Annotated in this window: 8 protein-coding genes; all 8 read right to left on the bottom strand. The window is 49.9% G+C overall.

The features are described from left to right. Nucleotides 1-105: 105 nt before the first annotated feature. The 8 genes from H6G52_RS15340 to H6G52_RS15305 all read right to left on the bottom strand — a co-directional run bounded on the left by H6G52_RS15340 (nucleotide 106) and on the right by H6G52_RS15305 (nucleotide 14,400). The gene (locus H6G52_RS15340) at nucleotides 106-3,771 is read right to left on the bottom strand and encodes a helicase-related protein (RefSeq protein WP_190529454.1); all 3,666 of its coding nucleotides are present in this window, start codon (nucleotides 3,769-3,771) and stop codon (nucleotides 106-108) included. 5 nt (nucleotides 3,772-3,776) lie between these two features. Beyond that, entirely contained in the window at nucleotides 3,777-4,391 is a 615-nt protein-coding gene (locus tag H6G52_RS15335; RefSeq protein WP_190529452.1) for a hypothetical protein, read from the bottom strand. Between the two features lie 54 nt (nucleotides 4,392-4,445). Beyond that, the gene (locus H6G52_RS15330) at nucleotides 4,446-4,832 is read right to left on the bottom strand and encodes a type II toxin-antitoxin system VapC family toxin (protein WP_190529450.1); all 387 of its coding nucleotides are present in this window, start codon (nucleotides 4,830-4,832) and stop codon (nucleotides 4,446-4,448) included. 405 nt (nucleotides 4,833-5,237) lie between these two features. Then, complete coding sequence (locus H6G52_RS18840; RefSeq protein WP_190529449.1) at nucleotides 5,238-5,561, bottom strand: type ISP restriction/modification enzyme; 324 nt, start codon at nucleotides 5,559-5,561, stop codon at nucleotides 5,238-5,240. Continuing rightward, nucleotides 5,561-8,611, bottom strand: coding sequence for a type ISP restriction/modification enzyme (locus H6G52_RS18625; RefSeq protein WP_370567719.1), 3,051 nt, complete (start codon nucleotides 8,609-8,611; stop codon nucleotides 5,561-5,563). The genes H6G52_RS18840 and H6G52_RS18625 overlap by 1 nt, the downstream gene beginning before the upstream one ends. Before the next feature lie 137 nt (nucleotides 8,612-8,748). After that, nucleotides 8,749-10,686 carry a DNA topoisomerase (ATP-hydrolyzing) subunit B gene (gene gyrB, locus H6G52_RS15315; RefSeq protein ID WP_099533579.1) on the bottom strand — a complete coding sequence of 646 codons (1,938 nt, stop codon included), beginning with the start codon at nucleotides 10,684-10,686 and terminating at the stop codon, nucleotides 8,749-8,751. A gap of 227 nt (nucleotides 10,687-10,913) precedes the next feature. Beyond that, nucleotides 10,914-12,158 carry an 8-amino-7-oxononanoate synthase gene (gene bioF, locus H6G52_RS15310; protein WP_190529468.1) on the bottom strand — a complete coding sequence of 415 codons (1,245 nt, stop codon included), beginning with the start codon at nucleotides 12,156-12,158 and terminating at the stop codon, nucleotides 10,914-10,916. Next, complete coding sequence (locus H6G52_RS15305; protein WP_190529445.1) at nucleotides 12,145-14,400, bottom strand: adenylate/guanylate cyclase domain-containing protein; 2,256 nt, start codon at nucleotides 14,398-14,400, stop codon at nucleotides 12,145-12,147. Before H6G52_RS15305 ends, bioF begins: the two co-directional genes overlap by 14 nt. Nucleotides 14,401-14,416 lie beyond the last annotated feature (16 nt).

Raw genomic sequence — 14,416 nt, 5'->3', positions numbered from 1 at the left:
TGGCAATGACCGGGAGACGACTCATGAGCTGGGTGATGCTTCGGTTAGGTCTAGCCTAAAACCGGATTTAGAGCTACCAAGTCGGCTTTAGCTTCTCTTTATAAATTAGCTCTGATAGTCATCTCCTAAAGCCTTGAGCCGTTGGCTAATATCCTCAGAGAAGAGAATTTCTTGCTGGGTGTAGAGGTCTCGCGAGGTTTCCTGCTGACGGTACTGTTTTTCCTGAAAATTCTCCTGGGTTTGCCGCCTAGTCACAACCAGGTCACGAATAAAGTCTACATACCCTGGCAAAATTGTGTCGTCAAAGAGAGTGTCACCATAGATTGAAGCACCCAAATCATTAATGTTTGGAACATCTTGCAGGGTTCCATCTTGATTAACGACATCTGCTCCAATTAGCTTTTTGTTGAGGTTGGAAAGACGGCTGGCCTGACGCAGCAACTGACTTTCACTGTTGGCATAATAGATATAAATATTTTCAGCCTTGTGCTGCTTGGGTCGGTCAATTCGTCCAATACGCTGCTCTAGCGTCATTGGGTTCCAGGGCAAATCGATATTGATTAAATAGTCGGCATCTTGGAGATTTTGACCCACAGATAAGGTTTCTGAACCAATCAGCACTTTAACTTCGTCCTCTGCGCTGGGGCGATCTCCTGGATTACGACAGCTTGCAATCGGGGCAAACAACCGAAAAAGCTCTAAACGCTTAATACCTGTACGTTGCCGCCCTGCTTTCACGGCATTATGAGGAGCAAATTGAATAGCATGACTGTCAGAATCAGGGAAGTAGCGTTTAGCTCCACCGATCGCCATGCCAATACCCTGACCCACAATGGTTGAGTCTTGAGCCATGTAGCGGTAATAGTCGAGAACCGTATCTGAAAAGGTGGAAATGAGCAGCACCTTACGCCCCTGGCTCACCAGTTCTCGCACCTTAGCTGTTACCTGTTCCCGTTTGTGGTCTCTGATGAATTCATCTGCCAACAGATCTTGAATGTCTTGCAATTGCATCAAGTCGTTGTCACAGGCTGACCATAGCAATGCATAGATGCGGCGGGCTTCGTTTGGATCAGACTGCAAACGCTCAATGGCAAGATCAATGGTGCGACGAAGCTGCTGCCGTTTTTCTTGCTGCTCGGCGACCGTATCTTCATCATCGTCGTCTTCCTCTTCATAGTCCTCATCGTAGGCTTCTCGATCGTCCAGAAAATCGAAGTCTAATTGTTCCGGCTGCCCTGACTCAAACCCGTAGTGGAGCAAGAGAAACTGCTTTAATCCGCCGGCATCCGCTGTCACTTCGCCCAATCGTGACTGCATCTGCTCAATCCGGCCCCGAAAGTTAACGATCGTGCGTTTTAGCGCATACATGCTGGACTCTGCCCGTTGCAGGAAGAATCGGCGCTGGTTTTGCAGCAGGGCGCGTTGTTCCACACTGCCTGTTAGATAACGAATGGGGTCAGCAAAGGGGATGTAGAGTTGGGTTTCAAACTGGGTGAAGATCTGCTCTAGCGCCTGCTCAGTGCTGTCTTCAAACTGCACAGGGAGCCATTCTGCCTGCCGTTTGGCATAAACGTTGAGGTCGGGCATGGCATCGCGGAGCATCTGGCGGGTGCGTTGCAAAAACAGTTCCCGGTAGGTGCGGCGAAATAAGGCTGAATCGTCAGTGAATTGCTCCACTCCCGTTTCTCGGTTTTGGAACCACTGAGCAAGTTCCGGTGGAAAACCAGAATCAGTGAAGCCTTCTGGTCGAGTCAGAAATGGCTGAAGGATGTTGTAGATGTCCTCACGGCGGTTGTTCCAGGGCGTTGCTGTTAGCAACAGGAAGTTACGCTGTCGTCCAGAGGCGCGATCGCGGTCTCGAATTTGTAAACAGAGCTTGTGAACCCGATTCTTATAGTTGCGGATGCCTTCGTGGGCCTCGTCAATAATCACCAGGTCGGGGCCACCATAGCGGTTGAAGTCGTCAATAAAGCCTGTTCCCTTTCGGCTCATCAGGTTTTTGTTGTATAGCTCGTAGTCACTATCCCGAAAACCGAGTTCACCCATCTCGCGCTTCCAGTTGTCGTGCAGTTTTTTGGCAGCGATGATCGCAACTTTGGCTTGCCCGCCCTGTTCAATTTCAAAGCGTTGGCGGGAAAGCCGAGCAACAGCAGCCGCAAGGCGAGTTTTACCCAGACCCACAGCATCGGCACAGACTGCCACTCCAAAATCTTGCATGACCCGTAGGCAGTGTTGCGCTCCTGATTTCTGGTGTTCAAACAGCGTTCCTTGGTTTACGAGTTCATCCAGTAGATCGCTTTGCTCAACCCGAAATTGCCGAGGGCGTTGTTGGGCCAGCCAGTAGAGAAAGTCATTAGGCGTTCCATTTTTTCCAGCCAGAATGAGTTCTACTGCCTGCTGGAAGCCTTCAATTTCATCAAAGTTGGGTAGTTCCTCAACTTGGGGAACTTTGGGAGGATTCTGCGGCTGAACGTTATATTCGCTTCCCGCGCTGTCTTTGACCCGAAAATTAGGAATCTGTTGGGGTGGGTGATCGGGCGATACGGTGACATCTGCTGCGATTTCCTCTGGGGTCTGTGCGGTGATGTTGACTTCAACCAGTGGGTTATCGGGGATGGTAATCGTATCAACTTGATCCAGGTTGTCGCCTGTAATTTTGACTTCGGTTGTCTCGCCGGGAGGAAGTTCGTCAGGAGTAATTTGCTCGATTCGAGGTTGCCGTTGCTGGCTCCGGCGATCGCACTCTTGCAACACCTGCCGGAGAAATTCTTGAGTTAGGTTGTAGGCAAAGTCTTGACGCTGCCACTCGCTATCAAATTCCTGGATGCTTTGCTCAATCGTTTCTTGATCTTCTTGCGAACCCCATGACCAGAGGAAGGTAACACTTTCAGCGTTGCGTGAGTGGGCAGCAAGGGTGAAGTTGTCGGAGCCTTCGTGCAGGATGTGGTTATTGAGGCGATCGCTATAAATGCCTGTCTTTTTGTGGTAGAGCGATCTGTCCTGGCTCATCTTGATTAGCTTGATTTCCAAGAAACCAAGTCGCACCAGCTCCGCCATGATTTGAGTGCCATTGAACGCACTTTCCTCAAGTCCCTCAAGAAATTCCTGCAATGTGCGCTGGATGAATTGGGCGCGGTAGTCAGAATTGTGCAGCCTTTCCAGTTCTGCCACGTCAGCGCGTTTAGTGAACCCTTGCCAATCCATTAGCAGCCGGATCTGCCCTTCGGTCTGGACAATGGTTTGCAGGGGTTCTTCGTAGAGTTTGAGAACGCCACTATCAAAATAAGCAGTGGAACGGCGATAAATACTGCTCCGTTCCAGCATTTGAGCTGTTACCTTGTTGTAGGCATCAAGTTGGATAGGTAGGTTGTAGCGGCGCTTGATACCTTTGATTTCTCGGAAACTGCCACTGAGCAGCGCGGGTTCTTTGGTGGTTCGCTCTAGAACAAAGAACTGCTCAATAATTTTGAGATTGCCTGTGCGGAGCAGTGCAGGAGAAGGGAGATCGCCAGGGGTGCGGGGATTGTAGGTGTAAACTTTGGCGGCACTGGGATCAATCCGAATTACCTTATGGGAAACTGCTTTATCTTTAAAACCTAGTAAGGAAACGATGTTTTTTAGGAAGTTTCCCCCGCTCGCCAAATGTTGTTCAGCGTCTCGATGCCGAAAAACCAGCCAGTATTGACCACCAACTCCTTTAACCGAATTGCCTTGAAGTAGGTAATAGGGGCGTTGTTGGCGGATCTGATCTTGGATGACGGCTTCAAGCATAGAGGTTAGGGTTCAAGAATTCTGACGAGAATTCGCAGCAGGTCTTCCAAATCGGCAGGAACACGGTAGAGATTCAGGTCTTGAGTCACTCCACGAGTTTGGCGATCAAATTGCCCAAACTGCCAAATGTTTCCGGTTGAAATTGCCCCTTGCAGGACGGTCTGCTCAGACTCGATCCATTGATCCAGTGCAATTAGTTCGATCGCCAGTTGCACAAACCCTCGTTCCAAGTCTTCATTCTTAGCTTCGATTACCAAAAAGGCTTGATCATTTTGCAGCAGATAATCGAGGGAGCCTTTGAGTTGATTGCTGACGGCAACGGGATACTCAACATTGAGGGTGGCTTGGGTGTAGTGCAACACGTCTGTTAGCACTGGGGCGATCAAAAATTCGCGGCGTGCCATTTCGCTGGTGAGGCTGAGGCGGGGCAGGCTTTCTTCAATGCGAGTTTTGAGATCGGTGAGGCGATCGAGGCTACCGGAATAGCGAGGCAGGTTTAAGGAGCGGCGTTGGAGGGAAACGTTGAAGTACGTCAGAATGTCTTGCGGGGCAAAGTTGAGTTTGAAGTAGTCGGCAAAGGTGTAGGACTGATCGGGCTGAATAATGGCGGCTCTGGGCATTGTATGAATCCTCTCTGTTGGGGTTACTCAAGGGGAAAACCTGGAATCGCTTCATCAATTTGCTGCATTAGTCGAATGGTTTCTTGCAGAGCTACGATGATGCGCTGGTAATGGGTAATGTCTTCTGGGCTGAGAGTGCGTCCTTTGGTCAGCAGGATCGCGATGAAACCCAGTTAACTGAGTTGAAGTAACCACAATTTCAGGAGTTAGTTCTAGTAATGTTATGCCGGGATAAGCCAGGGCTTGATTCAGCCAGTCCAACACCCCACAGGGCAGCTTGAGTCGTTGATATTCAACCAATTTTGCCACTTCCCAACAGGAAATTACACTAATACCCAAACCGGTAGATTCATGGGATTGAATAATTTGATTGGCTGATTGGCTAAGTTTTGGATCTCCATGTACCCACCATATCCAAATATGCGTGTCTAAAATAATCATGACAAAATATCCCAATCGTCAGTGGCAATAGGATCAGTGGGATTAATATATTCCACTGGCAAGCCTCGTAGGGGATAGGAAGAATCAATCTTGCGAGAAAAGCGCGTTTTCCTATGGTTGATAAACATTAGAAAATCCAAGAACTCTTGGAGTAAATCATCTGGAGTTTCTTGGATTTTTTGAATCAACTGTGCTCGTAGATAATTCATCATGGTCATTTTTCTGCTTCCTGTGTCTTTAAGAATAAACAAACTGAAACGCCCTATTGAATATCAAATACATTCTCATCCTTAGATCCATCAGGTGACACCTCTTTTTCTTTGGAATGACTGTGTAAATCCATCAGCTACATTTGAGCTAACTTTTGCTATGAACCAATCCTAAATAATTTTGATAAGGGTTTACTCACTCTAATGGCCAGCCGGGAATCGCTTCATCAATTTTTTTCATCAACTGGATAGTTTCTTGCAGAGCTACGATAATGCGCTGATAGTGGATGATGTCTTCCTGAGTGAGGGTGCGTCCCTTACGATCTTTGAGCCATTTCTGACAAACCTGATAGCCACCTACATAAAAATTCCAGACTTCTTCAGGCACTCCAGTAAACCCATCACCTTTTTTGTTGATGATGACCTTGCCATTCAAATATTTAGGATGCTTCGCATCAACCATGTAATTACCATTACTTTCAAAATGGGTAATTAAGTTACTGAGCTTTGGGGAAGTCATTAAATGAAGAGAAACCAACTCAACTCTTTTCCATAGGAGGAAAGTTGACGAAAAACTTCACTAATTTTAGTAAAAGGGATATACGGAAAGTCTCTTTTGAGAGAACTCATGTAGCGAATTCTGTATGTAGGACAATACAAGATTGCGTAAATGTAGTAAAAAATATCTTCTGGAGATGGACTGAATCCTAAGTCAGAAGTAAGAGTTGATAATAAACCTTGAGATAGATTGTGTCTAGTTATTTCTTGTAATTGTTCTGGAGCATCAACATCAGGATAAATATATAAAGGTGTAACATTTGCGTTGTCTGATGATGATAAAATAGTTTTATCTGTAATAAAGCTGGAAACAAAAAAATTAGAAACGATACTCTCCCTACTGCTTCTGATAAAGCAAAGAGCTAGATTCTTCCTATTAATTAAATTTCTCATTACGTCTTTTCGAGGCCTGTAGTGAAAACCCTCTGACTTTCCTGTGTAGTAAGTGAACCGCACATCGAAAGGTCTGTAAAGGATGGGAGTGATTTTATTGCGATCTAATCCATTTTCTCGAATATCATTCTGTGCAGAGATTATCTTTGCATCCTTGTCTATCCCAAACTCCAGCTTGGCATCTTTGATAGGAGTATTAGCAAACTTCTCTACTAAAGCCCACATTTCTTCAGATGAATACTGAGGACAGATTCTACTCTTATCCAGACCACTGGTTATGCCCATTGACTGAATATCGAAGATCTCTGTAATCTTCCAACCTTTTTCATATTCAAGCTGAAAAGTATCCAGTACATCCTCAGAATCACCTTCTCCTATTTCAAAGGAATAGTGCGGTGACGTGACAGGATATCCTAACCATTCAGTTGTTCTTATATCGTTCTCTAGCAGCCATCCCGCTTTACAGGTTCTGGTCAAGTCCTTTTTCTGAATATCATAAAACTCTTCCCAGCGTCCCCACAAATCAGCATGGAAAAAATTATCTAATTCAGAGCTTAAATCTGAGTTTTTGACAAGAAAGCTAACTGCTGTTCCTTGGCCAATCTGAAATACATTTTCGTCCTCAGCTACTGCTCCTTTACGTCTGCCTCGAAAATTGCCATGTAAATCAAGAATTCTAATACTGTCAAAAGAAGACAGGAGACTTTGCCTCATGCCTCGAAAGGTAGAACCACCTAAAAAACTTCGATCTGTGATAAAAGAAACAATCCCATCACCTGTTCTTTCAATTCGCCAGTGGGAAAATCGCATGAATTTTACATAGTCGTTATTTAACCATTTAGTATTTTTTTCGCCTAAATCACGTAAAGACTTACCGTCTACCTCAAAATAACTTTCAACTTTTCTACCAGAAACAGGATCTTGCCCCCTTACTAAGCGATTAATCCATTTAATGTTTTTATTTGCTGATTCACCCTCATAAGGCGGATTACCAATAACAATCATGATTGGTTTATCCAGTTTAATAGAACTTGATTGATCGGATTCTTCTGCAATAAATTCCTCAAATAAGGTTTGAGATTTGCGAATTGAGTCGTCCAAAGAATTAGTTAGATAAACACCTAAACGCTTTCCAGTGTCAAACTGATACCCTGTTTCTTCTAAAAATAATCCCAACTTGAGATGGGCGATCGCATAGGGAGCCATCAGCAACTCAAACCCAAAAACTCGGGGCAACAACCGATCTTTCACATAGCCTGACCACGATCGATCCTCTAACCCCTCAGTCAAAGCATCAGGATTCTCCTGAAACCGTTGGTGGATGAGTTGAAAAATCCACAGCAAAAAGGTTCCAGTCCCACAAGCTGGATCAAGAATCATCACCTCTGGATCCGCCAAACCCAACGGCTTATTAAACTTCTCCTTCAGCAAAATATCGACAGAGCGCACCATATAAGACACTACTGGCTCCGGCGTATAGTAAACCCCTCTCCTCTCCCGCATCTTGGGCTTATACGCAGCCAAAAAGTCTTCATAGAACCGAATCACGATGTCCTCACGGTTCATCTTGGCTCGGAAATCCTCCAAGATGGCATCCATCTTCGCCGCCCGCAGAATACTAACCACCTCGGAAATTGCATCAATCAACTCATCGGCAATCACAGGTGATTCATCTGATTTTTCTGACCGTAGGGCAGTAGCCACTCCCTTGTCATATTCACCCACCGCCTTTGACACATCCCGAAACAACCGACGCAAAAACGGGTTCGTCTCGGGCAGCAATTCCCAAGCATCTTCTCGATTAAAATCTTTCTGGGCATTCTGGGTGTAACCGAAGACCCTAGCAGTAAATAGCCCATAGGCGATCGTCTGGGCATAAATATCCGCAAAGCTATAGTCCTTCTCGTTTTCAGACTCTAGCTTCAGGGTTGGCAGCAACTCTTTCTGAAAACTCCGCAGCAACCCTTGTAAATAACCATCGTTTGGCTCTGCTCTGTAGACATTAGGAATGGCCTGCTCAATCTGGCGGGACATCTTAGCCAACTTCTGAGCCAGTTCCTTTGCAGTGGTGATCGGCTTGTAAAACGCCCACTCCACAAGCGGGATGACAGACAAAGCCGTATCCTTCACCCGGTTCGTTCGAGCCAGCGTATCTTGCCTGAGTCGATTCAACCGTGCCTGTAAATCCTGATCTGACCAAGAAAAAGTCTGAATCTGCCGTTGCCGTAGCTTTCCATCCGAGGGGAGAATCATTGCCACTTGCCCACCCTCACCCCCAGCCCCTCTCTCAAGCTGGGAAAGGGGAGATTCCGGCAACAGCAGGTACATCACAGGCTGATTCGGAATAATGCGCCCGGTATAGTGCCCGTAAATCTCGCGCTGCTGCTTCTCTGCCGTTAAGAACTTCTTGATCCCAGCATCTGTCTGTTCGCTCAGTTCAGCATAGAAGCCAACGGCGATCGGGCAGGTCTCTTCTGCTTCGTCTTCATCTGCGCCAGGACGCAAAAACCAGAATCGGGAGCCTTCCGGGTCACGCTGCTTCAGTGGGTAGCCAAGAATTTGCCGCAATGCCTCAACTCGGCTTTCTTGAGTTCCAGCAATAACGGCTTGTAAATCCACAGAGGACATAAAGGACTGGCCCAGGTAACGAGCTCCCTATCAGGATAGATTATGATCTGGCTTTTAGACCAAATCAACAATGGATAGAGATGGAACCATGGGCACTATCCTTACCCCACGAATCCTGAAAATTTGGGCTAAATGTCCAGGTCGGTGAGGTTCAGCTTGGCCCCGTAGGTTTCGATAAATTCCCGGCGGGGAGCCACCCGATCGCCCATCAGGATTGTGAAAATGCGATCGGCCTCAGCCGCATCATCAATTTCCACCCGTTTCATCGTGCGGGTTTCCGGGTTCATGGTGGTGTCCCAAAGCTGATCGGGCATCATTTCACCCAAACCTTTGAACCGCTGAATGTTGTAGTTGGCATTGGCCGGGAAGCCCGCCAAAATCTGCTGCAACTCCCGATCGCTGTAGCAATATTGATGATTCCGGCCGCGCTCCACCTTGTATAGGGGCGGGCAGGCAATGTAGATGTGACCTTGCTCCACCAATTCCCGTTGATAGCGATAGAAAAAGGTGAGCAGCAGGGTGCGAATGTGGGCCCCGTCCACGTCCGCATCGGTCATCAATACCACCCGGTGATAACGCAGTTGGGAAACATCAAATTCCTCGCCTTTGATGCCTAATCCCAGGGCAGAAATTAGCGACTGAATTTCGGTGTTTTTATAGATCTTGGCATCGTCGGTTTTTTCGATGTTTAGGATCTTCCCACGCAGGGGCAAAATGGCTTGGAATCGACGGTTTCTTCCTTGCTTGGCGGAACCGCCTGCCGAGTCTCCTTCCACAATAAAAATTTCTGATTCGGACGGATCCTTCGAGCTGCAATCGGCTAATTTACCCGGCAAGGGCGACGATTCCAACACCGATTTCCGGCGTACCAATTCGCGAGCCCGCCGAGCCGCTTCGGCCGCATTGAAGGCTTGAATCGCCTTTTCCAAAATGGAATCCGCCACGCCGGGCCGGAACTCCAGATATTCCGTGAAGACTTCCCCCACCAGGGAATCCACAATGCCGCGTACCTCGGGGTTGCCGAGTTTGGTTTTGGTTTGTCCTTCAAATTCTGGATCGGGCACTTTCACGGAAATAATCGCCGTCAAGCCTTCCCGAATATGTTCGCCGCCCAGGTTGGCATCGCCATCTTTGAGTTTGTTGCGCTTGCGGGCGATCGCGTTCATGGTGCGGGTCAAAACGGCCTTCAACCCTTCCAGGTGGGTTCCGCCATCCACGGTACGAATGTTGTTGGCAAACCCGAATAGGTTGTCTGTGTAGGCATCGATCGACCATTGCATGGCCACTTCCACATGCACCCCGTCGCGCTCCCCTTGCACGTAGAGAATTTCCTCGTGGAGGGGCAGGCGATCGCGGTTGATATAGGCTACATATTCCCGAATGCCGCCTTCGTAGCAGTAGGTTTCAACCTTGGGTTGCTCGGTACGCAACAGCTCCAGCCGGTGATCGCTGAAGGTGATTTTTACGCCCGCATTCAGATAGGCCAGCTCCCGCAGCCGACTGGCGAGGGTGGCGTAGTCAAATTCTGTGCCGGTGATGAAAATTTCGCGATCGGGCAAAAAGGTGACCCGCGTACCCGTTTGGGAATCGTCGCTGGGTTCGCTGGTCAGGGGCCCTTGGGGGATGCCTCGGCTGTAGCGTTGAACGTGCCGTTGGCTCAGGCGCTTGACTTCAACAATCACTTCTTCCGAGAGGGCATTCACCACGGACACGCCCACGCCATGGAGACCGCCGGATACTTTGTAGCCACCGCCGCCGAATTTGCCGCCCGCGTGCAGCACGGTCATCACGGTTTCGAGGGCGGACTTGCCGGTTTGGGGGTGAATGTCAACGGGGATGCCGCGGCCGTCGTCGGTGACGGTGACGGAGCCGTTGGCATTCAGATCCACTTCAATGTGGGTGCAGTAACCAGCAAGGGCTTCATCGATCGAGTTGTCCACCACCTCGTAAACTAGATGATGGAGACCGCGCGGCCCAGTGGAGCCGATGTACATTCCCGGTCGCTTGCGGACAGGTTCAAGCCCTTCAAGAACCTGAATTTGATCTGCCCCATAGTTGCTGGTCATGCTCACTCCGCTCCAGATTGGACATCTTAGGCAGGTTAAATTTGCCTAAAGCCCTATAACTTCAAAACATTCCAAGATTTTAGCACAAACGGGTTCTAGGAGTTGCCAGGGTACGCTTGTTATGAATTTGGGCTTGGGATTGATTGACCTTGAAAAATGCCTGGAAAGGTCACTAACAGCCCTAGAAATTTGCCTTCCTAAGGTTGCAGCGGGGAGCCACTTCCCCCTTAGGCTCCTGGGGGAATGGCCGATCGCAGGGCGGCCATGAGTTGAGCTAAATGTTCGGGCTGGTGGGTGGCCATCAGGGTCAGGCGCAGGCGGCTGGTGGGCACGGTGGGTGGTCGAATGGCTCCGACCCACAGGCCGGCTTCCGTGAGCGATCGCCCCAATTGGCTGACGGTGGCTGGGTTGGGCACTTGCAAACAGAGAATAGGCGATTCACTGGGCAGTAGGCGGTAGGCGCGATCGCCCTGGGTGAGTTCGGCGGGCTGGATGGCTAACCAATCCTGAAGGGCTTGACGGAGCGATCGGGTGTTGTGCCAAAGGGCGGCCCGTCGATCGGGTTCTTGGTTCACAATCCGAATGGCAGCCAGGGCGGCGGCCGTGTCAGCGGGTGACAGGCCCGTGGTGTAAATCCAACTGGCGGCGCGGTTGCGCAAAAAATCGACGAGGGTGGCCGAGCCGGCCACATAGCCCCCCAAGCTGCCCAGGGCCTTGCTGAGGGTTCCCATCTGAATCAACGATCGCCCGCTGCACCCCAGGGCCTCCACGCAGCCGGCCCCCGTGGCCCCGAAAACCCCCGTCCCGTGGGCCTCATCCACCAACACCATGGCGGAAAAGGCCGCCGCCAAGTCCAGAATTTCCGGCAGGGGAGCCAAGTCCCCATCCATACTAAACACCGTGTCCGTGAGGATCAGGCAGCGGCGATAGTGGGAACGGTGGCTTTGGAGCCGATCGCCCAAATCCTGCAAGTCGCCATGCCGATAGTCCACCACCGTGGCTCCACTGAGTTTGGCTCCGGCTAGCAGACTGGAATGGTTATAGGCATCGTTCAAAATCAAATCTCGCGGGCCCACCAAGGCGGCGATCGTGCCCAGATTAGCTAAATACCCGGAACTGAAGACAATCGCGTCTTCGGTCTGTTTCAGTTGGGCGATCGCCTGTTCTAGCTCTCGGTGCAACGCTCGTTGGCCAGTAATCAGCCGTGAGCCAGTGCTGCCGGTTCCATTGGTTTGAATCGCCTCGATCGCGGCGGCCATTAACCGGTCATCGCCCGCCAACCCCAAGTAGTCATTACTGGCGAAGTTAATCAGGGTGCGGCCGTCGCGCTCCACCACGGCCCCCGGCCGGCCGCTCAGGATCTGGGGCGATCGATGCCAATGGGCCCGGTGAATCGTCTGGAGGGCCTGGGCCATCCAGTCGTAGGGGGACTCGGTTGAGGAAGGACTGGGAGCGGTCTTAGGAATGGGCATCGGTGGCGCGATCGACGGCATGGCCAGCCCCAGAACGGGCCGGATGGGTAGGGGTCTGCCCATTATGATCGATCGAATTCAAATCCTTGGGATCAACCTCCGGATCAAAGTCCCCGCGCTGACTGCCCGCCACTGGCCGATCGCCGGCTGGATGATCACTCCCCGCCGCACGATCAGGGTCAAAATCACCCGGATTAGAATCACGAAAATTATTCAGATGATTCATCCTGGGGTCATCAGCTATTTCACCGGCTCTTTCGGCAAAATCGGGATCCGGCGCTGGCGGTCGCTCGCCCACCAGCCAGTAGGTGAGCATTTCCCCGCGTCCTCGCACTTGCCAGGGGCCACGCGGCTCTAGAACAAATTGATCGCCCAACAGGGCCGCCGTGGAAGCCGTCACCTGAATTTTGGCTGCTTCCCCCTGGGACTCCATCCGGCTGGCAATATTCACCGTGTCGCCCCAGAGATCATAGATAAACTTGCGAATGCCAATGACCCCCGCCACCAAGGGGCCCGTATTCAGCCCAATTCGCAACTGAAAGGTTTGCCCATTTTTGCGTTGAAACTGCCCGATCGCCTGCTGCATTTCCAAAGCCATCCGCGCCGTGTTGATGGCATGGTTAGGATGCGCCGAAGGTACGCCCCCCACGGCCATGTAGGCATCCCCGATCGTCTTGATTTTTTCAACCCCATAGCGTTCAGCAATGCGATCGAACTCCGAAAAAATATCATTCAAACAGGACACCAACTCCGCCGCTTGAATTTGGGAAGCCCATTCTGTGAACCCCACAATGTCTGCAAACAGCACCGTTGCCGACTCGAAGCGATCGGCCATGGCCGTCTGTTGCATTTTCAGGCGCTGAGCAATTTTCTGGGGCAAAATATTCAGCAATAATTGCTCCGATTGTTGCCGTTGTTGTCGCAATTCCAGCTCTGTTTTGCGACGTTCGGTAATCTCTTGCACCATGCCTTCAAAGTAAAGAAACTTGCCCCCAGCGTCATAAACACTACGAACGGTTTCAGAAATCCAAATTCGCCGGCCATCTTTCCGGTAAACTTCCGACTCAAAATTGGATACTTCTCCGTATTGAGCCATGTAAGCCAAAAACTCTTCGCGCCGGTGCGATCGCACGTAAAGCTGCTGACCCACATTGGTGATTAATTCCATCATTTCCTGAGGCGATCCATAGCCACAAATGCGGGCCAAGGTTGGATTCACGCTCATAAATCGCCCTTCCCAAGTGGCTTGAAAGATCCCTTCTAGGGCATTTTCAAAAATACTGCGATAGTTTTCCTCCGCCTGTTGCAGGGCATCGGCCGCCAACTTGCGATCTGTGATGTCATCCAAAACCCCTAAAACCCCAATCACTTGCCCCGCTTCGTCGCGAATCGGTACGCGGTAGCAATCTAGCCAGATGGGCTGGCCCCCTTCAGCGTGACGATATTTGCGTAATAGTTGATGGGAAATGGGTTGATTGGTTTCAATCACGCGGCGATCTTGGGCCCGAAATTGTTCGGCAATGGCTGGATCTTCAATTAAGTCCTGATCGGTTTTACCAATCACACTTTCGGGATCCCCTAAACCGGATGCTTCTGCCCAACTTCGATTGCAACCCAAGAAAACCAAGTCAGCATTTTTCCAAAAAATTTGCTGAGGAATGTTGTCTAAAATAATGCGTAAATATTGCTTTTGTTCTTGCAGAATGGCGGCGGTTTTTTCATGTTCCGCCACTTCCGCTATTAGCCGCTGGTTTTGTTCGGCAACCAGCTTGGCAGCTCGCTGAATTTTCAGGTGTGTATTGACTCGAACCAAAACTTCTTCAAGGGCAAAGGGCTTGATTAAATAGTCAACGCCACCCACCTTGAAGGCTTGAATTTTATCTAAGCTGCCATTGGAGCCGCCATCAGAGCTGCCAGTAAAAATAATTGGAATATCGGCAGTTTTTGGGTTGGTTTTCAGCTCCTCGCAAAGGGCAAAGCCACTGCGATCGGGCAGATACACATCCAATAGGATGAGGTCAAAGGTATGGTGCTTCAGTTGCTGCCAAGCCTGATGGGCATTATCCGCCAGCAGGATGTGATAGCCCTCACGCGCTAGAAGTCGATGCAAAAGAGTGCGATCGTCCGTTCGATCGTCCACGATCAACAGACTGGAGCGGGCCACCGACCAATCAGGACGCAGAACGGGTCTCTCTGCACCGTCGGGCAAACTCTCGGCAGACGGGTCGATCGAGAAAGTCACAAGGCTCTCCTCAAAA

It is taken from the genome of Limnothrix sp. FACHB-881, assembly GCF_014698135.1.
Taxonomy (GTDB): domain Bacteria; phylum Cyanobacteriota; class Cyanobacteriia; order CACIAM-69d; family CACIAM-69d; genus CACIAM-69d.
Note: the sequence above shows the minus strand (reverse complement) of the source record. Positions and strands in the feature narration are given on the sequence as shown.